This window comes from Streptomyces sp. CA-250714, from assembly GCF_050936705.1.
Taxonomy (GTDB): Bacteria; Actinomycetota; Actinomycetes; order Streptomycetales; family Streptomycetaceae; genus Streptomyces.
This window is the reverse complement of sequence record NZ_JBNJMI010000001.1, coordinates 3,745,776-3,767,436: the sequence shown is the minus strand read 5'-3', so window position 1 is coordinate 3,767,436 and position 21,661 is coordinate 3,745,776. Positions and strand designations below refer to the sequence as shown.

Sequence of the window (21,661 nt, the reverse complement as noted above, 5' to 3'; positions counted from 1 at the left end):
CCTGAACAGCGTTTCGGCAGGCTCGGGCAGCATATGGGATGTACGGACGGTTCGCCAAAACATATCCGGCGGCGCTGCCCCTCGCCCGCGCCGCCGCTGCCCGCCCAACTGCCCGGCGACGGCCCGTCAACGGCCTGTCGCCGGGCTGGTGACGGTGGGGCTCGACGAGGAGGGGGACGGCGAGGGGGCCGAGCCGGGCCTTATGTCCCCTGGGAGGTGCCGGGAGACCTCCGCCTTGGACAGCCCGAGGCCGCCCAGGTTGATCTCGTCCCACGCCTGGAGCCGGTTGCTGTCCCGGTCCAGGTAGAGCACGGAGGCCTGCACCTTGTCGGGGGTATCCCCCTCGACGGCGCGCAGCCCGCTGCCGCCCGTGGAGCCCTCGATCATCAGCCGGGTGTCGTGCGGCAGCACCTGTGTGCTCCGGTTGTGGGTGTGCCCGGCGAGGGCGAGCGGCACGAGGCCGTCGGTCTGCTTGGCGAGTACCGGATTGTGGCCGACGGCGATGTCCACCGGGGTGCCGGCGGCCCGCTGGGCGCGCAGCGCTTCGGCCAGTTGGCGACCCTCCGCCCGCTCCGCCGGGTCACCCTCGGGCATCACCGAGCGGTCCGGGGTGAACTGCGGGTCGCCCCAGCCGGCGAAGCGCAGGCCCGCGACGTTCACCGGTACGCCCTCGTCCAGTACGTGCACCTGCGAGCCGCGCTCGGCGGCCAGCTTCTCCATGGCCTTCTGGGTGGTGGCCGAGTCGTGGTTGCCGCGTACCCACACATACGGCGCGCCCAGGTCCGGGATCGGCTCCAGGAAGCCGTTCTCGGGGGCCGTGCCGTGGTCCATGGTGTCGCCGGTGTCGACGATCACGTCGATCTTGTACTGCTCGACCAGCGACCGGATGATGTGCCAGGCGGCCGGGTTGAGGTGGATGTCCGAGACGTGCAGCACCCGCGTCGTCGACGGGTCCGGCTGGTACGCCGGAAGGGTGGAGGCGGCGTCGTAGAGCTTCGTCACATTGGTGACCAGGCGAGCCAACTCCTTCTGGTAGACGTCGAATTCCGTGGCGATGCTGCGGGCGTTGCCCACCACCGACGGGGCGCTCGCCAGCAGTCCGGAGAACCTCGGCTCCAGCACCGACTTCGGGTTCCAGGTCGCCGCCGCTGTCGCCCCGCAGGCCACCAGGAGCGCGAGGGAGAGGCCGCCCGCTGCCAGTGCCTTGCGCGGGCGGCGGTAGACGGCGAGGGCGAGCGCGGTCGAGCCGGTCAGCACCGCGACGGCCGAACGCAGCCCGAGATCGAGCGCGCCCGAGCGGACGTCGCCCGAGATCTCGTCCTCCAGGCCCTCGATGCGCTCCGGATGGTTCACCAGCGCCGCGGCGCGCTGCTGGTCGAGCTGGTCGACGTCGACGTCCAGCCGGAGTGGCGCGGTGTGGCTGTGCAGCTCCAGCGCGCCCAGCGGGGAGACGTTGACCTTGGTGCCGCCGGTGAGGGAGGGACGCAGCGTCATCGTCGTATCGACCGGTCCGACGGGTGTGCGGACGTTGCCCACCACGAGCAGCCCCAGCCAGGCGCCGAGCAGTGTGACGACGACCAGGCCGGCGGCGCGTTGGTAGGGGCGGGGGTGGCGGACGGCGGCGGTGAGCCGGTCGGCGAGCTTTCCGAACCAGCCCCCCGCGGCACGCGACGGCTTGGTGGCAACGCTGGCCATGTGGGCCCGTATGCCCCTTGTGCGGCATCCGTATGCCCGGAAAGGGCGGAAGCCCCCGCAGGGACTCCGCGGTGGCTCCGTGCGGACTCCGGGGTGGCAGGGATGATGCCTCCGCGCGGATGCTGGCCGACAATGGGCGCGTGCTGGAGATGACGCGTGAGGAGTTCGAGGAGCTGGTCGCCGAAGCCCTCGACCGGATACCGCCCGAGCTGACCAGGCTCATGGACAACGTCGCGGTGTTCGTGGAGGACGAGCCCCCGGCGCACGACCCCGAGCTGCTCGGGCTCTACGAGGGAACGCCGCTGACCGAGCGCGGGGAGTGGTACGCGGGTGTCCTGCCGGACCGCATCACGATCTACCGCGGGCCGACCCTGCGGATGGTCGAGCGGGAGCTCGGGGGCGAGGGCGAGGGCCGGGAGGGGGTCGTGGAGGAGGTCGAGATCACCGTCGTCCACGAGATCGCGCACCACTTCGGCATCGACGACGACAGGCTGCACGCGCTCGGGTACGGCTGAGCGGCGCTCCGCGTCAGGACGCGCGCCGTGCCGGGCGCCGTCGGCGCCGTGCGGCGTGACCTGTTGGGGTGACGGGGAGTTGGGCATGGCACTCGCCTGAAGTCCCGCGCAGGAGGTCCCGCCGTGCGCCGATCCCGTACCGCCGCGCCCACCACCACCGTCGTCGCGCGGACGACCGCCGGTGCGCTGATACTCGCGGCTGTCTCCACCCTCAGCGGCTGTATGACGGTGCAGGGCACCGGCGACGCCGGAGAGGGCGCGGCCCCGGTGGGCAGCCGGGCTGACGACAACGGCGGGGCCGCCGAGCCCGAGGGCGGGCTGGACGGCACCGCCTACCGGAACGGCCGCGCCCACGGCGGTGCCGATGACGCCGACGGGCGCAAGAAGCGGGAGCGCGCGCGGGACGGCAAGGGCAAGCACGCGAAGCGCGGCGCGCACGGTGACGGCGGACGCTCCGCTGGCAGCGACCGCACGGACAGCGACGGCGCGGGCGGTGACACCACGTCCTCCGCGGGCGCGGGCTCGTCCGGCTCCTCCTCGGACAGCGACCGCAACCGGCCCCGCCCCCGCCCGAGCGGGGGCGACCGTCCGGGCAGCTCCGGTGGCGGGAGCGGACACGGCGGCGGCTCGGGCTCGCCGACCAGCTCGCCCAGCCCCACCCCGACCAAGCCGGCCCCGGACCCCTCGCCGACCCGGACGACCGCGTCACCCACCGGCTCCGACACCTACGCCCGCCGCACCCAGCCCAGCCCCGCCTGAGCGGGTGGGCCGGGTCGCCCCGGGGCTCGTTTGCGCGTTGCTCCCGGGGCCGCGTATGCTGGTAGATCGTTTGATCCCATTTGCCCGGCGCCGTCAGCACAGCGCGCCGTGTGGCGCGTTCTCTCCGACCGTGGCTGACCGCATCGAGGCGGTTCTTTGCGAATTTCACGGAGTTATGGGCGCGTGCCGAATGACTCCGGAAGGTTGTCGCAACTCGCATGTCTGTCACCACCCCTGCCGCCGTACGGCCCGAGGACTTCCCCGAGCCGACCGCTGAGACGGTCGCCGAAACGGCTCCCGAAACCACCGAAACGGCCCCCGAGATGACGGAAGCGGCCGAAACGACGGCGGACGCAAGCGTCGAGGCGGAGGACGAGACGAAGATCACGTTCGGCGACCTCGGGCTCCCCGAGACCGTCGTACGCAAGCTCGCCCAGAACGGCGTGACCGCGCCGTTCCCCATCCAGGCCGCCACCATCCCCGACGCGCTGGCCGGCAAGGACGTGCTCGGCCGTGGCCGCACCGGCTCCGGCAAGACCCTCTCCTTCGGTCTGCCGCTGCTCGCCCGGCTCAGCGGCGGCCGCACCCAGCGCAAGCGCCCGCGCGGCGTCATCCTCACGCCCACCCGCGAGTTGGCCATGCAGGTCTCCGACGCCCTCCAGCCGTACGGGGACACGCTCGGCCTCAAGCTGAAGGTCGTGTGCGGCGGTACGTCGATGGCCAATCAGATCTCCGCGCTGGAGCGCGGTGTCGACGTCCTCGTCGCCACCCCGGGCCGGCTGCGTGACCTGATCAACCGCGGCTCCTGCTCCCTCGAGGACGTCGAGACGGCGATCCTGGACGAGGCCGACCAGATGTCCGACCTGGGCTTCCTGCCCGAGGTCACCGAGATCCTCGACCTGGTGCCCCAGGGCGGCCAGCGGATGCTCTTCTCCGCCACCATGGAGAAGGAGATCGACTCGCTGGTGCGCCGCTACCTCGTCGACCCGGTCTCCCACCAGGTGGACGCCGCGCAGGGCGCCGTCACGACCATGACGCACCATGTGCTGGTCGTGAAGCCGCGCGACAAGGCGCCGGTCACCACCGCCATCGCGGCGCGCAAGGGCCGCACCATCATCTTCGTCCGCACCCAGCTGGGCGCCGACCGCGTCGCCGAGCAGCTGCGCGAGTCCGGCGTACGCGCCGACGCGCTGCACGGCGGTATGACCCAGGGCGCGCGTACCCGCACGCTGGCCGACTTCAAGGACGGCAAGGTCAATGTCCTGGTCGCCACGGATGTCGCGGCCCGCGGTATCCACGTCGACGGCATCGACCTGGTGCTGAACGTCGACCCGGCCGGTGACCACAAGGACTATCTGCACCGTTCGGGCCGTACGGCGCGCGCGGGCGAGTCCGGGACGGTCGTCTCGCTGGCGCTGCCGCACCAGCGGCGGCAGATCTTCCGGCTGATGGAGGACGCGGGCGTGGACGCCTCGCGGCACATCATCGGCCGCGGCGACGTCTTCGACGAGGACGTGGCCCGTATCACAGGCGCCCGTTCGCTGACCGAGGTCCAGGCGGAGTCCGCCGCCAACTCGGCCCGGCAGGCCGAGCGCGAGGCCAAGAAGCTCAGCCGCCAGCTGGAGAAGCTCCAGCAGCGCGCCGCCGAACTGCGCGAGGAAGCCACCCTGCTGACCGCGCGTGCGGCGCGTGAGCGCGGCGAGGACCCGGAGGCCGCCGTCGCTGCCGCCGCCGAGGCGGAGGCGGCCCAGGCCGCCGAGGAGGCCCGCGCCGAGGCCCGCCGCGAGGCGAAGGCCGACGCGGACCGCCGCGAGCGGGCGGAGCGTGAGCGGTCCGACCGCGACCGCGGCGACCGCGGCGGACGCTCTTCGTACGGCGGCAGGGACGGTGGCCGTGGCGACCGCCGTCCGTACGACCGGGGTGACCGTGGCGACCGTGGTGGCTTCCGCCGCGACCGGGACCGGGATGAGCGCTCGTATGGGCGCGACCGGGATCGTGATGACCGTTCGTACGGGCGTGACCGCGACCGCGACGACCGTTCGTACGGTGGTGGCCGCGACCGCGACGACCGTTCGTACGGGCGTGACCGGGACCGTCGTGACGGTGGCCGGGACGGCGGCAGGGACGGTGGCCGGGGCGGCTCCGGCGCGGCGGGTTACCGCCGGGACGACGTCCGCCGTGACGACCGTCGCGAGGGCGGCGACCGCGGCTTCCGCCGGGAGGGCTTCCGTGGCGGCGACCGCTCGTACCACCGCGACCGCCGCGACGACCGTCGCCCGCACGGCCGCGCGGACGACCACCGCACCAGCTCCCACGCCCCCGGCCGCAACGGCGCCCGCACCCCGGACCGCCGCGCGGACAAGCCCCGCTGGAAGCGCAACGGCTGACGCCCCGTGAGGGCCTCGGCCCTCCCGAACGCGTGCCCGACCGCAGCCTCGAAGGCATGCAACCCGGAATGCCTTCGAGGCCCGGCCAGGGCCCGGGCTATGCTGCTTCGTGCGGGCCGTTAGCTCAATTGGCAGAGCAGTGGACTTTTAATCCATTGGTTGTGGGTTCGAGTCCCACACGGCCTACCGCTAGACCCCAGGTCAGACTCGGTCTGACCTGGGGTCTTTGGCGTTCCAGAGGGTTCGTAGATCGCTTGCTGGCCCGCTGCTGGCCCGAGCGGACACAGAGGAGCCGCCGAGGCTCAGCCTCGGCGGCTCCGAGTCCGCCACCGGGCGGGGTGCGCGATGTCGGACGTCTTACTCGGCCGGGGGCCGATGTCCAGCTGTCAACGAGCGGGGTACCCGGATGCGATGAACCAAAGCTGACCCCAGCCAGGCGCAGACAAGTTGATCTTTGCCACGAGCCGTTTGCTGGGTGCCCGTTTGGACCGCCGTCCCCGCGCGTCGCGGGGCCGAACTCGCCGACTTGGTGCGGGACTGCCCTGGTCGCCCGTGACCGGGGCACCCGCATGGCCAGAGGGCTACGAGCCGCGGATGCAGTCGCAGCAGGCGACGCGTCGGCCGTCCTGGGTGGGGACGAGGAAGGCGGGGACGCCGCCGAACGCATCGTGCGCGCGGCGCCTGAGGCGGTGACCTTCCTGCTGCTGGTGCGCCTGGAAGTGCGCGGCCACGTCCTCGTAGCCAGCCACCGTGGATTCGTGTGGCGTGCTGTCCTCGCTCACCCTCGCCCCCTCCGCAGGCCACTCCTTCAGTACGGAGCGTACCGGTACGGCTACTCAGTTCGGGCCGGTGTTGCTGCAACTGTCGGAGCAACTGCCCTCGGGGCTGCCGGGCCCGTGCTCGCAGTCCGCGGCCACGGGGATGGTGCGGTCCCTCGGGGGCAGCCACAGCAGCGGGTCTGTGCGGTAGCCGGCCGCGGTGATGGCTTGCTGGGTGCGGTCCAGTTCGCTCGCGTCGTGGCGGCTGGGGTCCGGGGGCTCCGGGATGTGGTGCACGAAACCGCCGAGGTGGTCGCACAGCGCGGCGTAGATGCGGGTGTGGAGGATGAGGGCGTGCCAGCCCTCGTCCACGGTGCGGGCGGGACGCAGGCCGCCGTCGTGCGGCTGGGCGGCGGTGGCGACGAACGCCAGGGCCTCGGCCGTGATCCGCTCGGCGATGTCCTCGCTCATGCCCGGGTTGTTGGTGCGGATGGTTCGGGCGGCGGCCGCGAACTGGCCGGCGGGCAGGAGGTGTCGGGCACCGGTCTCGGCCGGGGCTGCGGTGTCGTGCTGTACTGGCATTGCCTCTCCTTGTGTGGTTGAGGTGGCCTGGTCCCCGGTGGCCGGCGCGCGTTGGATTGGACCCCTGTGCGCGGCGGTTCACCCGGGGGCGGGGGTCAGTCGGCCATGATGAGGCCGTGGCCGTTGGCGGATTGGCAGCTTCCGTTGCTCGTGCCGCACAGGGCACAGCCGTCACCGGTCGGCGGGTCCTCGTCCGGGTCGTCGCTCATGTGTCACCTCCCTTCCGGCTGAGTTGCTGACGGCAGTCGCCGTGATCAGGTGCTGTGCAGTAGTCGCTCCCCGGCGTGATGCGCGCGCCAGTGCAGGTGCAGCGCGTTGGTCAGCGCCTCTTCCAACTCGGTCTCCTCCTTGTGCTGCGCGACGGTGATCTGGGAGCGGTACTGGTCGCAGTAGCTGCACGGCACGTGGTCGCGCTCTATGGACTCGGCGACGGAGTCAGGTGCTGGTTCGGTCACGGCGTGTCCCTCGGCTCGGCGACGGCGACGGGCAGGGCGACGCGGCGGTCCGGGCAGGCGTCGAGGAGCACCAGGGCGGCCTCCATCTGCCGGCGCCAGTCCTTGGGCAGGCTGTCGGGCGGCACGGTGAACGCGGCGAAGTCGTCGTGGAGCCGAGCGGCCTGTTGCAGGTCGGCCGCGTAGCGGGTCCCGCCGCTGGCCGGCCAGGCCAGGGCCTCGTGCCGGGCGACGCGTCGCAGGCAGTCAGAGCGGGCCCCACTTCCCGTTGTCTTCCACACGGCCTGGAGGTAGGTCGACTGGTTGCTGAGGCGTCCGTGCCGGTGCAGTTGCTCGCGCAGATGGCGACGCAGGGACTGCACGGGACTATCAGGGTTCTCAGGCACGGGGCTTGTCCTTCGGTAAGGCCGCGCAGCGGCAGCGGCTGCTGACGACGCGGACTTGGCCGTCGCGGTCGCTGGTGAGGCGGAGGGGCTTCCTGCAGCGGGGACATGTCCCATACCAGGTGCCTCGCCGTGTTGCGGTGGTCACCGGTTCACGTGCCATTGCGGTCACGTCTCCGTCGGCAGAGCGGGCAGTCACACGGCGGGTAGTCCGGAGTCACCATGGGAGGGCCGTCTCCACGAACGGTCCGCTTCCGCGTCCAGGAGCGGCCGTTGTCGCGGGAGACGCGGAGCGTCATACGGCTCACGGCTGTGCCCCCAGTCGGTGGGGTACGGCGGCGTCGTAGGCGGCCCGCTGCGCGGCAGAGGCGGCGGCCAGGTCCGCCACGTGGGCGGTCCATTCAGCGCCGGGCGGCGTGACCAGCCGGACGTGCTCGGCAGAGATGACCATCTGAACCCGGCCCACCCAGGCGGGCTCCGGCGGCACCGTCTGCTCGGTGGCTGTGTCCACCAGGTAGTCACCGCGCCTAGGCGCAGGCTGCGACGGTTCTGCGGCAGCCACCCCAGCAGCGCTCGGTTGCGTCATCGGCTCACCCTTGTCAGGTCAGTGATCGTCTAGTCACCGACCGTAGGGCGAGCGTGGTGCTGGTCACCATGGCACTTTCACCGGCTGCACTCCGGAAGTGCCAATGCGCTGACCAGCGTTGCTTGCTACAGCGGCAGACGAACGGCGTCAGCCAACTCCCGCATCTCCGGTGTCAGGGTCCGCCGGCGCCGGACTACTCGGCTCAGGATGTCCCGGGCGTACCGCTGCTGCGGCAGCCACTGCGGCGACGCGGCCCGCACCTCTTGAAGTACGTCGACCGCGTCCGCGTAGCGCCGCAGACGCACATGCGCGTCAGCTACGTCGAGGAGATGGCGGTTGCGGTTGTTCGACGTGGGACGAAGGTCGCCGATCGGTACACGACTGGCGGCCTCCAACACCCGGTCCGGACGGCCGGTTACCGACTCGTGCTCGGCCGACTTCAGCACCACAGTGGTCGGCCCAAAGGTTCGCAGCCAGTCCTCGCCCGGCGTGTGTTCGCGACCGAGGGCAGCCGCAGCAGCCCCCGCCATCCGGAGCGCGTCCGCGGCCTGCCCTTCCCGCGCATCACGCACGGACGCCGCAGCCATGCGCAGCATCAGCCAGCCCCACGTCGACAGTTCATCCGCCGTCGCACGGGACAGCCGCGGCTCCGTCTCGTCCGCCCACTGCTCAGCCAGTGTGCGTGCCTCTGCGAGGCGCCCGGTCCGCAGCAGCAGCCAGCATTGCGTCGTGACGGTGGCCGCGCCGTCCAGCCGGTCGACTGCGTTGATCAACGCTTGATCGAGAGCATGTGCCGCCGCGTCGAATTGGCGGTTCTGTGTCAGCAGCCAGCCAGTGAGTTGCAGCAGCCGTACTCGGACAGCGCGCGCCCGTGCGTCGTCGGTGTCGAGTGCGTCGGCGTCCCGCAGAAGGTGCGGTAGTACGGTCGCCAGCTCGGTGAAACGGTCGCTGGCGAACAGCCGCTCCGTGTCGCGGAGTGCGTCGGACAGACCGCCCGCGGTCGGTTCTGCGCCAGCGAGGTCGGGTGCGTGCGGCGGCGCGGCGAGCGCGGCCCGTACCTGGGCCCACGGCTCCCCAGGCTCGGCGCCTTCTCCGGCGTCGCCATGGTGCAGGAGCGCACTTGTTGGCAGGCGCAGAGCAACTGCCAGCGCACGCGCTGTCTCCATGCGGGTGTCCCGCAGTTCTTGCTGCTCCAGCTTGCGGATGAGAGAAACCGATACCCCGGAGGCGCTGGCGAGTGCGCGCTGTGTCAGGCCGCGACGCTTCCTCGCCTCCCGGAGCCTGTCACCGATGTGCGTGTCACTGCTCTCGGGCATACTGGACTCCTCGTTCTGACCTCGACACTCAGAACGGTACGCCTCCCGGGCCCGGGGCGGCGATGTCTCGGCCTCTACTCCCCTGCGGATAGAGGCCGTTGGCTTGCCTGGACATGCCAGTAGGCCCCGCCCTCCCGAAGGAGAGCGGGGCCAATGGCTGAGGAGGCGTGGTTTCACAGTGGCCTTACGTCACTGTGACACGAGCGCTGATTCGAGGGAACCACTTCAACAGGGCGATCACCAGCGCTTGCGGTCGAAGACTGCGGCAGTCTGCGGTGTCTGCCCATCGGGGTCAGGCTGCGGGGCGCCGTCGCGGCGGCATACCAGCGCGTCGAGGGCCGAGGCCGGTGCCTGGAGGCTGTACCCCTCGGGGCAATTCGGGCCACGTTGTCCCTGGGGGCACGCTCCCCCCGGCGCGCCGGGGGCCCATCCCTGCCGTCTTTGCTGACGAGCCTTGAGGACCGGGTTCCGGTGCGGGTACCTCGGTCCCTGCGCACCACGGCCAAGTCCTGGTTCGTCCATCGGTTCCGCGTCTTGGCGCACACTCATCCACTGGGCGGTACGGATGCGCAGGCCGGGCCGGTCCGGAACGGCGAAGCCGCGGGCCGCCGGCAGCGGCCGGACCTCGCGGATCGCGCCGGAGACGGTGGAGCGGTCCCCCCCCGTACAGCTGGGCCAGGGCGCGTGCGGCAGGCCCAGGCGCAGGTGGACCAGGGTGACCAGGAGCCGGTCGGTGAACACCAGGCGCTGCTTGGGTACCGCTCCGGCGGCCCGTCGCCGCTTTCCGCCGCGCCGTTCACAGCGCAGACTCCCGGGCGGTTTCCCAGCACGGAGCGAGTTCTTCGAGCAACCCGCCGGGGGTGCGCGGGAGATGCCGGACAAGGCAGGATGGGAACAGGCCGCTCCGGCCCAGGCAAGCGTCACAACTCGCCCAACCTGTGTGGCCCCTCTCACGTCAAGGGCCGACCGCGACCGCCGCTATCGCCCCCCAGGTCGTAAGATCAATCCGGGGCTGCCGTGACATCCCAAACGTGAGCCACCTCGCAACCCTCATCAACAGGGACGTGATTCGCACCAACGCCCGCCCCTTCCAGCCGCCCTCATGCCCCGCATGCTGAGCCTCTTCTGCCTGCCCACCGATCGGTGACACACCTCTGCTTCTGTGCAGTTCAAGGAGGTCGTCGCCGGAACGCGGACCCTCAAGCTGAAGACGCTCACTCACCCGGAACGGGCTCCAGAACACCTCGCCGAAGAAACCGTCACCGAACACCTCAGCCGATCCATAGCGACAACTCGCCCCCGTCCACGTCACTTTGCAGGCGCCGGAACGAGAACCCCGCTCATGCCGCGTCACCTCCCAGCTGCGGCTCTCACCCCCGGCCACGACTGGGGGAACGCCTCGACGGCGAGTTCGGGTTCGACACACCCGGACGCCCCCGATAAGACGACGTCACGGAATCCCCGCCGCTCCGGGAAGCCGCCCCTGACGGCAGATGCTCCGCAGCGGCTCCAGGAGCGAATGCGGGCAGATGCGCCGCAGCCGCTCCAGGAGCGAATTCACGGGAAAACGAGGCCTTTACGTGGGCAGCCTCGAGCCGATCCTGCAAAACAGCATTCAAATCGCCGTTCCACTCCAGCACCTGGCTGGCAAGGTCCTCCGCATTCGAACACACCGCCTTCACGATGCCAAGATTCTCGTAATACGCCTCTTGATTAAGATAGGGGCGTCCGCTCCTGCGCTCAGCGCGGTAGCGCTCAGCGCCCACCCGCCATGCGTGTTGTGCTTCCGTACGCTCACGGGCCTCGTGTTCCATCCGGGCGTTATCCGCCACCAACGAGCCACCGCGATTTCTGGCCGCCATGGCCGCCCTCCATAGATGATGCAGGTGTTGATCATCCCCCCGAAGCGTAGGCGGCGTCTCCTGCATCAGCTTGTCCCAGGGACAGTCCTCTTCCAGCGCCATCCGCTGCACGGCAGAAAGCTCCTCAAGCCTCGTCGGGAAGCCGCTGACATGATCCGTCTCCGGCACAAGTTCCATCTCCTCAGGCAGGACGACACCTTCTGTCCACAAAAACGCGTCGCCTGCCCGAACGGTTCACAAGCGCCTTCACCGGCGCCGCCGCCCGCATCGCCGCCTCCGCGATCGCGAGGGCCTCGCCCGGCTTGTGCTTCAGCTCCAGGCGTTCACGTCCGGCGGAACGGTAGCGCTCCTCGCTCCGCTCGGAGTCCGCCTCCGGTACCGTCCCCGCAGCAAGCCCCGCCTGTTCGTGCACGTGGGCCACGACCACCACGGATATCTCCCCGAGCTTGGGTACACGGCCCAGCTGTGCCACGGACTTCAACATCACCAACGGCGCCAAGACCCAGCCCGGGCGGTCATGCGTACGCTCCCGTGCCCACGCCACCTCCTCCGCCGACGGCGTGAAGAACTCCCGCACTCCCGTTCCGAGATCACCCTCCTGAACCTCGGATACGCCGTCCGCTCCAGCGACGCCACACCAACTGCCCCACGCCCGACCGCCTGACAGCGGCCACCATGGACAGCGACGATCCCGGTAGCGGGGCCAGGGCCAGAGCACGGAGCGTACGGGCACTCACCGTACGCGACCGTCACGCTCTGCAAAGTGGCGGCGTATCTCCTCCGCCCATCCACTGGAGGCGACAGCAAGACGATCGGAGTGAGTACTCACTCTCCCTTGGCGGAGTGAGGACTCACTCCGTAGGTTGGCGGCATGGTGAAGACGCAACCCGCCCGGCGCCGGGCGCCGGGGATGAATCCTGAGCAGCGGCGCGAGATGATCGTCAAGGCGGCTATTCCGCTGATCGGCGAGTACGGGGCCGCTGTGACCACCAGCAAGATCGCGCAGGCCGCGGGGATTGGTGAGGCCACGATTTTCCGGGTCTTCGCGGACAAGGAAGAGCTGCTGGATGCCTGTATGGCCGAGGCCATACGGCCGGATCACGCAGTCCGCGAGCTGTCCTCCATCGCCCTCGATCAGCCGCTGGCCGACCGGTTGTGCGAGGCGGCCGAGGCTCTGCAGGCTCACCTGGCCCGCATGGGTGCGGTTGCCGGATCACTGCACGCTTCAGGGCACCGTCGCCGCGACGGGGCAACCGGCGAATCGGCCAGGGGCATGGGTCGCGAGGAGTCGATGGCCAGCATCCGCGGTGCGGTGGCCGAACTGCTGGAGCCCGACAAGGAAGCCCTTCGACTGCCTGCCGAGCAGATCGCGGCAGTTTTCCTGGGGCTGCTCTTCGCACAGCCACGTGTGGACGACGAACCGACAATTGCCGTACGGGAATTGGTGGACGTCTTTCTGAATGGTGCGCTCGCCACTTCGGCGGAGCCGTCATGACGGCTCCGGTTCAATTGCCGGCACACTCCGGTTCCAGGGCTCGCCGTATTCGCCGGAGCGGAATCGTTGGTGCCGCGGTATTCGCCGCCCTGGTCGTCTGGTTGATCGCCGGCCCCGTGCTGGGCCAGGAACTGCGCATCACCGAGGAAGGGGGTTCCGGCGAACGCGTCCTGGAAATCGGGCTGTTTCCGGTGATCGTGGTGTCCCTCTTCGCCGCGTTGGCCGGGTGGGCTCTGCTGGCAGTGCTGGAGCGATTCACCCGGCGGGCGCTTCCGGTCTGGATTGTTGCCACTTTTGCGGTTCTTGCCGTCTCGTTCCTCCCCTTGACCGGGTCGGGAATGACCGGGGGGACCCGTACATCGCTGGCTGTGATGCACCTCGCAGTGGCCGCCGTTCTCATTCCGGGCCTGACCGGTTCCGGAAGGCGGGCCAAGCCGTGAAGCGTCACTCGTCGAACGCTCCCAGCCGGTGTGCGATGGCCGCCGCCTCTCCTCGGCCTGAAGCTCCCAGCTTGGCCAGGATGTTGGAGACATGCACGCTCGCCGTCTTCGGTGAGATGAACAGCTCCTCCGCGATCTGCCGGTTGCTCCGCCCGGCGGCGACCAGGCGCAGTACGTCCCGCTCCCGGGCGGTCAGGCCCAGCGCCGCCGCCGGGGGGGTGGCGGGGCCGGCTCCGCGTCGGACTGCTCCAGCGGGATCCGGGCGCGGCCGGCCAGCGTGGTGATCTCCGTTTCGAGCGGTGTCGCGCCCAGCTCGCGCGCCACCGCCTCGGCCTGCCGCAGCAGCTCACCGGCCGCTTCGCGGGACCCCGTGCCGCCCTGGGTGATCAGGGTCTCCGCGAGCCGCAGCCGGGCGACGGCAAGCAGCACCGGGGCCTCCAGTTGCTCGGTGGCGGCGACGGCCTCCGTCCAGCGGGCTGTGGCGTCCCGGCCCTCGGCGGTGAGCAGTTCGGCCTCGGTCATCAGGGCCTGCGCGGCCCACAGCGGTACGAACGTCGGCTGGTCCCGCATCGCCTGACGGATCCGTTCCACCGCCGCCTCGCGTCCCGGTTCGGCCACCGCGACTCTGCGGGCCCGCGCCTCCGCCGCCGCGGCCTCGTACAGCAGCGGCCAGCCGTAGCGCTGGTGGCCGGGGGCGATGGCCTCGCCGACTTCCGTCTCCAGCAGGGAGCGGACGTCGAGGATCCGGCCGTCGGCGGCCGCCAGCGCGATGGCGAGCCGAGCCCCGGTCAAGGTGTGCTGCGGCTCCGGGTAGGGGCCGGTGGTGGAGCTGCCGGTCTCCTCCAGCCATCGCCGGGCTTCGTCGTACGCACCGCGGGCCAGAGCCAGTTCGGCCCGCTGCTCGGCGATCTGCCCCCGGATGCGGACGCTCACCCCGCGACGGGCTTCGGCCCGTTCGAGCACTTGCTGGGCGTCGGCCCAGCGGCCGAGCTGGATGAGGGACTCGGCGAGGTTGGCGTCGATGAACGAGGCGGTGTCCGGCAGTCCGTGCCGCTCGGCCAGTCCGCTGCCCTTCTCGGCGGTCTCGACGGCCTCGGCGTAGCGGCCGATGCCGTGCAGCGCGGTGGACAGGTTGCCGTAGCCACGTAGCAGTACGTTGGCGTTGCCCGGCTCCAGGTCCCGGGCGCACACCGCGCGGGCCTGCTCCAGCCCGGCCTCGACGTCGCCCGAGTCGATCGTGAGCCAGGCGAGGGTGTGCTGCGCGATGAGGCCGCTGATCTCGGCGCCCGTCATCCGGCAGAGCTCCACCGCCTGTTTCGCGGTCTCGATCGCCGTCGGCCCCGGCTGGTGCACGGCGTACCAGTAGGCCGCGTGTGTCAGCACATCGGCGTGTACGACGGACGGCGGCAGGCCCTTCACCAGTTTCTGGGCGTGGGCGATCTCGTCCCAGCCGTCGGAGCGGGAGAGGTCCCGCATCAGCTGGTAGCGCTCGGTCCAGAACCAGGCCGCTCGCAGGGGGTCTCCGCCTCCCGAGCGGGGTCCAGGGCCCGGGTCGCCCTCCAGCTGGCGCAGCGCCCGCTTGCAGAGGGCGAGCGCCCGCTCCCGCTCTCCCGTGAGGCGCGCGGCGACGGTGAGCGCGGCGAGCAGGTCCACGAAGTCCCCGTGCGTATCCGTGGAGATGGCCGGGCACAGGCCGTCGTCGACGGCTTGCCGCATCGTCCGGCGGCGCAGCTCCTCGGGGGTGTCGTCCCACAGCTCCAGCGCCCGCTCCAGCAGCAGATACTGCTCGGCGAACGCGTGCCGGCCGCGGGCCGCACCCGCCGCGGCGAGCACGGCGGGCAGTGCCCGGGCGGGGTCGCGGGCTTCGAACCAGTAGCCGGCCAGCCGCCCGGCCCGCTCCTCGGACCGTACGAGCGTGGGGTCGGCCTCCAGCGCCTCGGCGTAGCGGCGACTGAGCCGGGAGCGCTCGCCGGGCAGCAGGTCGCCGACCACGGCCTCGCGCATCAGCGCGTGCCGGAAGCGGAAGGACTCGCCCTCCTCGGAGGGCAGCAGGACGGCGGCGCCGACAGCGGTACGCAGGGTCTCGATCAGCTGGTCCTCGGCGAGCCCGGTGACGGTGGCCAGCAGCCGGAACTCCACCTCCGAGCCGCCCCCGGCGGCGATCCGCACCACGCGCTGCACCTCGTCCGGCAGTGCCTCGACCCGGACCAGCAGGAGGTCGCGCAGCGAGTCGCTGATGCCGCCAGGGGAGCCCTCGCGGATGCTGCATTCCAGCTCCTCGACGAAGAACGCGTTGCCCTCGGAGTGTTCGAAGACCCGGTCCAGCACCTGCTCGGGCGGGGCCTCGCCGCGGATGGCGGCGAGCTGGCGGCGGACCTCGGCGCGGTCGAAGCGGGGCAGTTCGAGGCGGGTGACGGTGTGCAGCCGCTCGTACTCGGCGAGGGCCGGGCGGAGGGGGTGGCGGCGGTGCAGGTCGTCCGTGCGGTAGGTGGCGACGATGAGCAGGCGGCCGTGGGTGAGGGCGCGCAGCAGATAGCTGAGCAGCTCGCGGGTGGAGCGGTCGGCCCAGTGCAGGTCCTCCAGGGCCAGGACGAGGGTCCGGTCAGCGGCGAGGCGTTCGAGGAGGCGGACGGTGAGCTCGAAGAGCCGGGTGCGACCGTCGGTTTCGGGGCGGCCCCGGTCCATCTCGCCGAGCTCGGGCAGCAACCGGGCGAGCTCGCCCTCCTGGCCCTCGACGGCGGTGTGCAGCTCCGCGCCGAGCTGGCGGCGCAGTGAGCGCAGGGCGGTCGAGACGGGGTGGTACGGCAGAGCATCGGCGCCGGATTCGACGCAGCCGCCGAGGGCGACGACGGCCCCGTCCGCGGCGGCCCTGCCGAGGAACTCCTGAAGCAGCCGGGTCTTGCCGACTCCGGCCTCGCCGCCCATGAACAGGGCGCGAGGCCCTCCGGCGTCCGCCCGGGACAGGGCCTCGCCCAGGGCGGTCAGTTCGGCGCTGCGACCTACGAAGACGGGGCTTATGTGACTGCTGTGCACGGGGCTGAGCATCGCACGTCGTAAGAGGTGGGGGACAGCGGAATCGGCGCCGCCGGTGACCGCCGCAACCGGGTCCCCGGACCGGCGACGCCCTTGCTCCGGCACGCCGTCACGCCGCGCGGAGGTAGTGCTTACGGCGGTCGGCGGCAGCACGGGCCGCCGCCTTCGCGGCCTGCTCGGCCTCGCGGACGAGGCGGCGCTGCGCTGCGCGGGCGAGGAAGTCGGCCTGCCGGGCGGCCTGGAGCTCGCGGTGCATCATGACGTTCTCCCTGGTCGAGCTGGTTTCTGGCTGTGTTCCAGCTTCGTTTCCCAGGTGGGGTCGCCACATCGGGAGGCTTCCGCATCTTGCCGCGCGGGGGGTGCCTTAGGGGTGAGGGCGGCGGATGCCTAGGTCGGTCTCGGTGCGGCGGTCGGGTAAGCCGGCGGCGAAGTGGGGGCGGCGGGCGGCGTCGGCCGGCTGGGAGGTGCTGTCTGCTGGCCGTATGCGGTCGAAGGGGGCTGTCCGTGCGTGTCCGGCGGCGGACAGACACGGAGAAAGCGGGTATAAGCCATAAGCTCGTCTTCAGGCGAGCGAGAGTGTGACGACATGAGAGCTGCCCTTGCGCGGGGTGGATGGCGGCTGGCCGGGCAGATGCTGCTGTTGCAGATCGGGGTTCTGGTGCTCGTGGTCGGCATCGGGGCCGTGGTGAGCATCGGGTTCTCACTGCGGGCGGCCAACGCCGAGAGCCGCGACAAGATGCTCGCGATCAGCCGGACGCTCGCCCGGTCGCCCGGCGTGATCGGCGCCGTCCAGTCCTCTGATCCCACCCGGGCGCTGCTGCCCGTGGCGAGGGCCGTACAGCGGGACACCGGGACCAGTTTCGTGGTGTTCATGAGTCCTGCCGGGATCCGCTATACGCATCCGAACCCGGCCCAGATCGGACGGCACTTCGTCGGCACCATCGGGCCGGCCCAGCGCGGCAGGGCGTTCACCGAGACCTTCCGCGGCACGCTGGGCGAGTCCGTGCGGGCCGTGGCGCCGATCAAGGACGGCGGCCGGGTGGTGGGTCTGGTCGCGGTGGGCGTGCTGCTCCAGAAGATCAGTACGGAGGCGGAACGTCAGATTCCATTCCTGGTGGGGCTGGCGGTGCTGGCGCTGGCCATCGGCACCGTCGGCTCGGCCCTGCTGGCGCGCCGGGTGCGCCGCCAGACGCTGGGCCTGGACCCGGCCGAGATCGCCCGTCAGTACCAGCACCACGACGCGGTCCTGCACGCCGTTCGCGAAGGTGTCCTGCTCGTGGACGACGACCGGCGGCTGACGCTGGCCAACGACGAGGCCCGGCGGCTGCTGGAACTGCCGCCGGACGCCGAGGGCCGGGGTGTGGACCAGCTGGGCCTGCCCCAGCGGAGCGCCGCGCTGCTGACCTCGGGGCGCGAGGCCACCGACGAGATGATCACGGTCGGCGACCGGTTGCTGGCCGTCAACCAGCGGCGCACGGACGCGTACGGCGTACGGGGCGGCACCGTGACGACCCTGCGCGACTCGACCGAGCTCCAGGCGCTGACGGGCAAGGCCGAGTCCGCCCGTAAACGGCTGAAGCTGCTCTACGACGCCGCCGCGGACATCGCCACCACCCTGGACGTGACCCGGACGGCGGAGGAACTGGTGCGCGTGGTGGTGCCGCGGCTCGCCGACTTCGCCAGCGTCGATCTGGCGGAGCCGGTGCTGCGGGGGGAGGAGCCGGGCCTGGTGCACGGGCTGGTGCCGGTGCGCCGGGCCGCGATCCACGGCATCCGCGACGATCACCCGCTGTTCCGGGCCGGGACCGAACTCTCCCTGCCCCCGACCACGCCGCAGGCCGCGGTGCTCGGCGGGGCGCCCGGCGTGCTCATGGCGGATCTGCGTACCACCTCGCAGTCCTGGATGGCGGTGGACGAGGAGCAGGCGCAGCGCGTCATCGACTACGGGATCCACTCGCTGATCCTCGTCCCGCTGCGGGCCCGCGGGGTGTTGATGGGGATGGTCAACTTCTGGCGGGCCGGCGACTCCGAACCGTTCGGCGATGAGGACCTCTTCCTCGCCCAGGAAGTCGTCGCGCGGGCGGCCCTGGGTGTGGACAACGCCCGCCGCTACACGCGTGAGCACGCCACGGCGGTGACGCTCCAGGAGAATCTGCTCCCCGGAGTGCATGCCACCCACAACGCCGTGGAGGTGGCGCACCGTTATCTGCCGGCCCAGGCCCTGGTCGGCGGGGACTGGTTCGATGTGCTCCCGCTGACGGGTTTCCGGGTCGCGCTGGTGGTGGGCGACGTCGTGGGCCACGGCCTCCAGGCGACAGCCACCATGGGCCGCCTGCGCGCGGCCATCCACACCCTCTCCGATCTGGACCTGCCGCCTGATGAACTCCTCGCCCGGGTCGACGAGTTGGTCAGCCGTATCGACCAGGAGGAGGCGGCACCCGAGCGGACCCCCGTCACCGGGGCCACCTGTCTGTACGCGGTCTACGATCCGGTCGGCGGACACTGCACGCTGGCCCGCGCCGGGCATCTGCCGCCCGCGCTGGTCACCCCGGACGGGACCGTGGAGTTCATGGACCTGCCGCCCGGCCCGCCGCTCGGAGTGGGGGGTCTGCGGTTCCAGGCGGCCGAGCGGCAGCTTCCCGAGGGCAGCCGGCTGGTCCTGTACACCAACGGTCTCGTCGAGGACCGGCGGCGGGACATCGACGCCGGGATCGAACTTCTGCGCGGGGCCCTCGCCGGCAGTGGTCCGACACCGGAGCAGACCTGCACCGAGGTCCTCAGATCGGTGCTGCCCACGCGCCCGACCGACGACGTCGCGCTGCTGGTGGCCCGCACCCGGATGTTCCGTTCCGACCAGGTCGCGCAGTGGGACGTCGAGCCCGATCCGACGGCGGTGGGACAGATGCGCACCGCGGCCGCCGAGCAGCTCGCGGAGTGGGGGCTGGAGGAGACCGCGTTCACCACCGAACTGCTGCTCAGCGAACTGGTCACGAACGCCGTCCGCTACGGCACGCCGCCCATCCGGGTCAGGATGATCCGCGACCACAGCCTGTTCTGCGAGGTCTACGACGCCAGTAGCACCTCCCCCCATCTGCGGTACGCGGCCGAGACGGACGAGGGCGGGCGTGGCATCTTCCTCGTCGCCCAGCTGGCCGAGCGGTGGGGGACGCGCTACACGCCCACCGGCAAGGTCATCTGGGCGGAGCAGGTCCTCTCCTGAGCCCCCCGCCGGGCCCTGATGACGCCCGGCTCGCCGCTCGGGCCGAACAGGTAGCGTGACGGCGTGCGATGGTTGCGATGCGGCGTCTTCGCCGACGACGAGGGCCTGGAGTTCGTCCGGGACGTCATCCGCCGCGAGGTGGCCGCCCGGAGTGCCACGCTGGTGGGCCCGCTGGAGGTGCGTGGCGAACTCGGCGGCGGCGTCTCGGCGGAGGAGATGTACGGCGATCTGCGGGAGCAGTGGGAGATCGAGCATCCGGGGCAGGACCCCGGGGCGCGGCGGCCGGTGGAGGTCGCGGTGCGGGTGCGGTGTTCGCTGCGGGTCTGGCGGGCGCTGCGCAAGGGCGTCCTCCGCGGCCTGTGCCCGGAAGGCGACGCACCACATGTCTGCCGGGTGCCCTGGGCGGCGCGATAGGAGGGCCGGCGGATCGTGCGTACCCCGCAATGGGGGCTGCGCTTGCCAGCCCTGCGCCCTGGGGTACCCCCTGCTCGAAGAGCTTGGGGGAGCAGACCTCCCAAGCACAGAGGGGGACGCGCCCCGTAAGGGGCGTTCTGCTCAGTGGTCCGGCAGTGCCGACCCGCTCAGCCAGGCGGGGAGGGGCCGGTAGACCGTCAGCGCGGTGTCGGGTTTGTCGATGAGGAGAGCCGGTGCGGAGGGCGCCGTCTCCCCGTCGTACGAGCACACAGTGCCCTCGGGTATCCCGGCCAGATGCAGTCGGCGGCCCCGGGCGGCGGCGTGCACCGGTGAGCGGTGCAGTACGCCGGCGAGGGCTGAGGCCACCAGGCGGGTGCGGGCCCAGCGGCCGGCCCGGACGAGATGGATGTCCAGCATGCCGTCGGAGAGGTTGAAGCGCCGCGCGCCACCGGGACCGCCACCGACCGTGTGGTACGAGCAGTTGCCGACGAACAGCAGCCACAGCGACTGCAGCCGCCCGTTCACCCGCACCTCGAACGGGCGGGAGTGGCGCAGTACGTGCACCGCGGCGACCAGCCCGGCCGCCCACGGTCCGATCCGGTCGCGCCAGCGGTCCCGTACCTCGACCAGATCGCCGTACGCGCCCAGGCTGAACGTGTTGACGAAATAGCCCTGTTCGGGGGAAGCGGCAACTGTCGGCTGCTGGGTGCGTCCCTGCCCGCTGGGTGGGCCGAAGCGCGCCACGTCCACGGCGATGGCGTGCCCGGAGGCGAGCGCCTCGGTCAGCTCGGCGGAGCGGCTGATGCCCAGGTCGAGGGCGAGATGGTTGTGGGTGCCGCCGGGCAGCACCGCGAGCGGCACCCCGTGGACCAGTGCGGCACGCGCGGCCGCGCCGACCGTGCCGTCGCCGCCGAAGACGCCCAGCGCACCACCCTCTTCGGCCGCGCGCCGCGCCTCCTGGCCGAGCAGCTCGGCCAGCGATCCCGCGTCCGGGTCCCAGTGCACGATCCGGGCGGCGGGCAGCGCCTCGCCGATCTCGCGGGCGGCCGAGGCCGACCCCGAACCCGGGTTGACCACCACCGACAGACCGCGCCCGGCGGGCAGCTCCGGGGCCTGCACCAGCGGTTGCGCGGGCGGTATCTGGCGCCGTGCGTCCAGTACGGCGCGGACGCCGAAGGCGGCGGCGGTGCCGAGCGCGGAGCCCACCAGGACATCGCTCGGGTAGTGGACGCCGGTGTAGACGCGGGAGAACGCGACCGACGCGGCCACCGGCAGCACCGCCGCGCCCCAACCGCGCGATTCGAGTGCCATCGCGGTGGCGAAGGCGGCAGCCGAGGCCGAGTGCCCGGAGGGGAAGGAGGTGCTGGTCGGCAGCCGCTTGAGCCGCCGGATCACCGGTACGTCGTCCAGCACCGGGCGGGTGCGGCCGAAGGCGCCCTTGCCGACGGTGTTGACCACCGCCGAGGTCACCGCGACCGAGGCCAGCCCGCGCAGCGCGCCCCGCCGGGCCCGGGCCCCGCCCGCTCCGGAGAGCACGATGGCGGCAGCGGTGCCCATCCACAGCTTGCTGTGGTCAGCGGTACGGCTCAGCCGCGGCAGCACGCCCTCGCCACGCGGCCAGTGGCGCAGGGCGACGGTGCGGAAGAGGGCACGGTCCCAGGTGCTGAGGGTCCGGACGACGGCTGCGCGTACGCCCTCGGCACCGGCGCTCACGCTCCCGCTCGCTCCCCGGTGTGTCTGCATCGGTGGTGCCCCCTCGCTTCC

General features: G+C 71.7%; 18 protein-coding genes, 1 tRNA gene and 1 pseudogene. 8 read left to right on the top strand and 12 right to left on the bottom strand.

Translation table 11 applies throughout. The features are described 5' to 3' along the window. Positions 1-126: 126 nt before the first annotated feature. Positions 127-1,695 carry a metallophosphoesterase family protein gene (locus tag ACQEU8_RS16770; RefSeq protein WP_433101350.1) on the bottom strand — a complete coding sequence of 523 codons (1,569 nt, stop codon included), beginning with the start codon at positions 1,693-1,695 and terminating at the stop codon, positions 127-129. 149 nt (positions 1,696-1,844) lie between these two features. Here ACQEU8_RS16770 and ACQEU8_RS16765 point away from each other — a divergent pair, with 149 nt between their 5' ends. From ACQEU8_RS16765 to ACQEU8_RS16750, 4 genes are all read left to right on the top strand, one after another. Further along, positions 1,845-2,210, top strand: a complete 366-nt coding sequence (locus ACQEU8_RS16765) for a metallopeptidase family protein (RefSeq protein ID WP_433102451.1) — start codon at positions 1,845-1,847, stop codon at positions 2,208-2,210. A 123-nt stretch (positions 2,211-2,333) separates the two neighbouring features. Beyond that, positions 2,334-2,969, top strand: coding sequence for a hypothetical protein (locus tag ACQEU8_RS16760; protein WP_433101348.1), 636 nt, complete (start codon positions 2,334-2,336; stop codon positions 2,967-2,969). A 218-nt stretch (positions 2,970-3,187) separates the two neighbouring features. After that, positions 3,188-5,356 carry a DEAD/DEAH box helicase gene (locus ACQEU8_RS16755; RefSeq protein WP_433101346.1) on the top strand — a complete coding sequence of 723 codons (2,169 nt, stop codon included), beginning with the start codon at positions 3,188-3,190 and terminating at the stop codon, positions 5,354-5,356. A 113-nt stretch (positions 5,357-5,469) separates the two neighbouring features. Then, a tRNA-Lys gene (locus ACQEU8_RS16750) sits at positions 5,470-5,542 on the top strand. 395 nt (positions 5,543-5,937) lie between these two features. On the opposite strand, the gene ACQEU8_RS16745 is transcribed toward ACQEU8_RS16750, so the two are convergent. From ACQEU8_RS16745 to ACQEU8_RS16710, 8 genes are all read right to left on the bottom strand, one after another. Continuing rightward, on the bottom strand, positions 5,938-6,138 hold the full coding sequence (locus ACQEU8_RS16745; protein WP_433101344.1) for a hypothetical protein: 201 nt from the start codon (positions 6,136-6,138) through the stop codon (positions 5,938-5,940). A gap of 54 nt (positions 6,139-6,192) precedes the next feature. Next, positions 6,193-6,696, bottom strand: coding sequence for a hypothetical protein (locus ACQEU8_RS16740; RefSeq protein WP_433101343.1), 504 nt, complete (start codon positions 6,694-6,696; stop codon positions 6,193-6,195). 254 nt (positions 6,697-6,950) lie between these two features. Next, complete coding sequence (locus ACQEU8_RS16735) at positions 6,951-7,151, bottom strand: hypothetical protein (RefSeq protein ID WP_433101341.1); 201 nt, start codon at positions 7,149-7,151, stop codon at positions 6,951-6,953. After that, positions 7,148-7,534 carry a hypothetical protein gene (locus ACQEU8_RS16730; RefSeq protein WP_433101339.1) on the bottom strand — a complete coding sequence of 129 codons (387 nt, stop codon included), beginning with the start codon at positions 7,532-7,534 and terminating at the stop codon, positions 7,148-7,150. The genes ACQEU8_RS16735 and ACQEU8_RS16730 overlap by 4 nt, the downstream gene beginning before the upstream one ends. A 301-nt stretch (positions 7,535-7,835) precedes the next feature. Further along, positions 7,836-8,042 carry a hypothetical protein gene (locus tag ACQEU8_RS16725; protein WP_433101337.1) on the bottom strand — a complete coding sequence of 69 codons (207 nt, stop codon included), beginning with the start codon at positions 8,040-8,042 and terminating at the stop codon, positions 7,836-7,838. A gap of 200 nt (positions 8,043-8,242) precedes the next feature. Continuing rightward, complete coding sequence (locus ACQEU8_RS16720) at positions 8,243-9,433, bottom strand: helix-turn-helix domain-containing protein (RefSeq protein WP_433101335.1); 1,191 nt, start codon at positions 9,431-9,433, stop codon at positions 8,243-8,245. Positions 9,434-10,803: 1,370 nt separating this feature from the next. Then, positions 10,804-11,463 carry a hypothetical protein gene (locus ACQEU8_RS16715; protein WP_433101333.1) on the bottom strand — a complete coding sequence of 220 codons (660 nt, stop codon included), beginning with the start codon at positions 11,461-11,463 and terminating at the stop codon, positions 10,804-10,806. Positions 11,464-11,476: 13 nt separating this feature from the next. Continuing rightward, positions 11,477-11,872: a DUF4158 domain-containing protein gene (locus ACQEU8_RS16710; RefSeq protein WP_433101331.1), complete on the bottom strand. Its 396-nt coding sequence runs from the start codon at positions 11,870-11,872 to the stop codon at positions 11,477-11,479. Between the two features lie 357 nt (positions 11,873-12,229). Here ACQEU8_RS16710 and ACQEU8_RS16705 point away from each other — a divergent pair, with 357 nt between their 5' ends. Next, a complete protein-coding gene (locus ACQEU8_RS16705; protein ID WP_433102449.1) occupies positions 12,230-12,790 on the top strand; it encodes a TetR/AcrR family transcriptional regulator in 561 nt (186 codons plus the stop codon). Continuing rightward, the gene (locus tag ACQEU8_RS16700; RefSeq protein WP_433101329.1) at positions 12,787-13,230 is read left to right on the top strand and encodes a DUF6069 family protein; all 444 of its coding nucleotides are present in this window, start codon (positions 12,787-12,789) and stop codon (positions 13,228-13,230) included. Before ACQEU8_RS16705 ends, ACQEU8_RS16700 begins: the two co-directional genes overlap by 4 nt. 4 nt (positions 13,231-13,234) lie before the next feature. Here ACQEU8_RS16700 and ACQEU8_RS16695 read toward each other — a convergent pair. Next, a pseudogene (locus ACQEU8_RS16695) lies at positions 13,235-16,275 on the bottom strand (helix-turn-helix transcriptional regulator). 97 nt (positions 16,276-16,372) lie between these two features. Then, positions 16,373-16,522 (bottom strand): hypothetical protein, encoded by a 150-nt coding sequence (locus ACQEU8_RS16690; RefSeq protein ID WP_433101327.1) that lies wholly within the window; start codon positions 16,520-16,522, stop codon positions 16,373-16,375. A 327-nt stretch (positions 16,523-16,849) separates the two neighbouring features. Between ACQEU8_RS16690 and ACQEU8_RS16685 the strand changes: the two genes are divergently transcribed. Together ACQEU8_RS16685 and ACQEU8_RS16680 are read left to right on the top strand one after the other, a co-directional pair. Then, positions 16,850-19,483 (top strand): SpoIIE family protein phosphatase, encoded by a 2,634-nt coding sequence (locus ACQEU8_RS16685; protein WP_433101325.1) that lies wholly within the window; start codon positions 16,850-16,852, stop codon positions 19,481-19,483. 63 nt (positions 19,484-19,546) lie between these two features. After that, on the top strand, positions 19,547-19,897 hold the full coding sequence (locus tag ACQEU8_RS16680) for a hypothetical protein (protein WP_433101323.1): 351 nt from the start codon (positions 19,547-19,549) through the stop codon (positions 19,895-19,897). 141 nt (positions 19,898-20,038) lie between these two features. Here the strand turns inward: ACQEU8_RS16680 and ACQEU8_RS16675 are convergent, their stop codons facing one another. Continuing rightward, positions 20,039-21,610: a bifunctional phosphatase PAP2/diacylglycerol kinase family protein gene (locus ACQEU8_RS16675; RefSeq protein WP_433101321.1), complete on the bottom strand. Its 1,572-nt coding sequence runs from the start codon at positions 21,608-21,610 to the stop codon at positions 20,039-20,041. Positions 21,611-21,661 lie beyond the last annotated feature (51 nt).

Coding starts and splice junctions, on each gene's coding strand:
- ACQEU8_RS16770 (WP_433101350.1), bottom strand. CDS start 1,695: ATGGCCAGCGTTGCCACCAAGCCGTCGCGTGCCGCGGGGGGCTGGTTC.
- ACQEU8_RS16690 (WP_433101327.1), bottom strand. CDS start 16,522: ATGATGCACCGCGAGCTCCAGGCCGCCCGGCAGGCCGACTTCCTCGCC.
- ACQEU8_RS16700 (WP_433101329.1), top strand. CDS start 12,787: ATGACGGCTCCGGTTCAATTGCCGGCACACTCCGGTTCCAGGGCTCGC.
- ACQEU8_RS16765 (WP_433102451.1), top strand. CDS start 1,845: ATGACGCGTGAGGAGTTCGAGGAGCTGGTCGCCGAAGCCCTCGACCGG.
- ACQEU8_RS16755 (WP_433101346.1), top strand. CDS start 3,188: ATGTCTGTCACCACCCCTGCCGCCGTACGGCCCGAGGACTTCCCCGAG.
- ACQEU8_RS16705 (WP_433102449.1), top strand. CDS start 12,230: ATGATCGTCAAGGCGGCTATTCCGCTGATCGGCGAGTACGGGGCCGCT.
- ACQEU8_RS16740 (WP_433101343.1), bottom strand. CDS start 6,696: ATGCCAGTACAGCACGACACCGCAGCCCCGGCCGAGACCGGTGCCCGA.
- ACQEU8_RS16720 (WP_433101335.1), bottom strand. CDS start 9,433: ATGCCCGAGAGCAGTGACACGCACATCGGTGACAGGCTCCGGGAGGCG.
- ACQEU8_RS16685 (WP_433101325.1), top strand. CDS start 16,850: ATGAGAGCTGCCCTTGCGCGGGGTGGATGGCGGCTGGCCGGGCAGATG.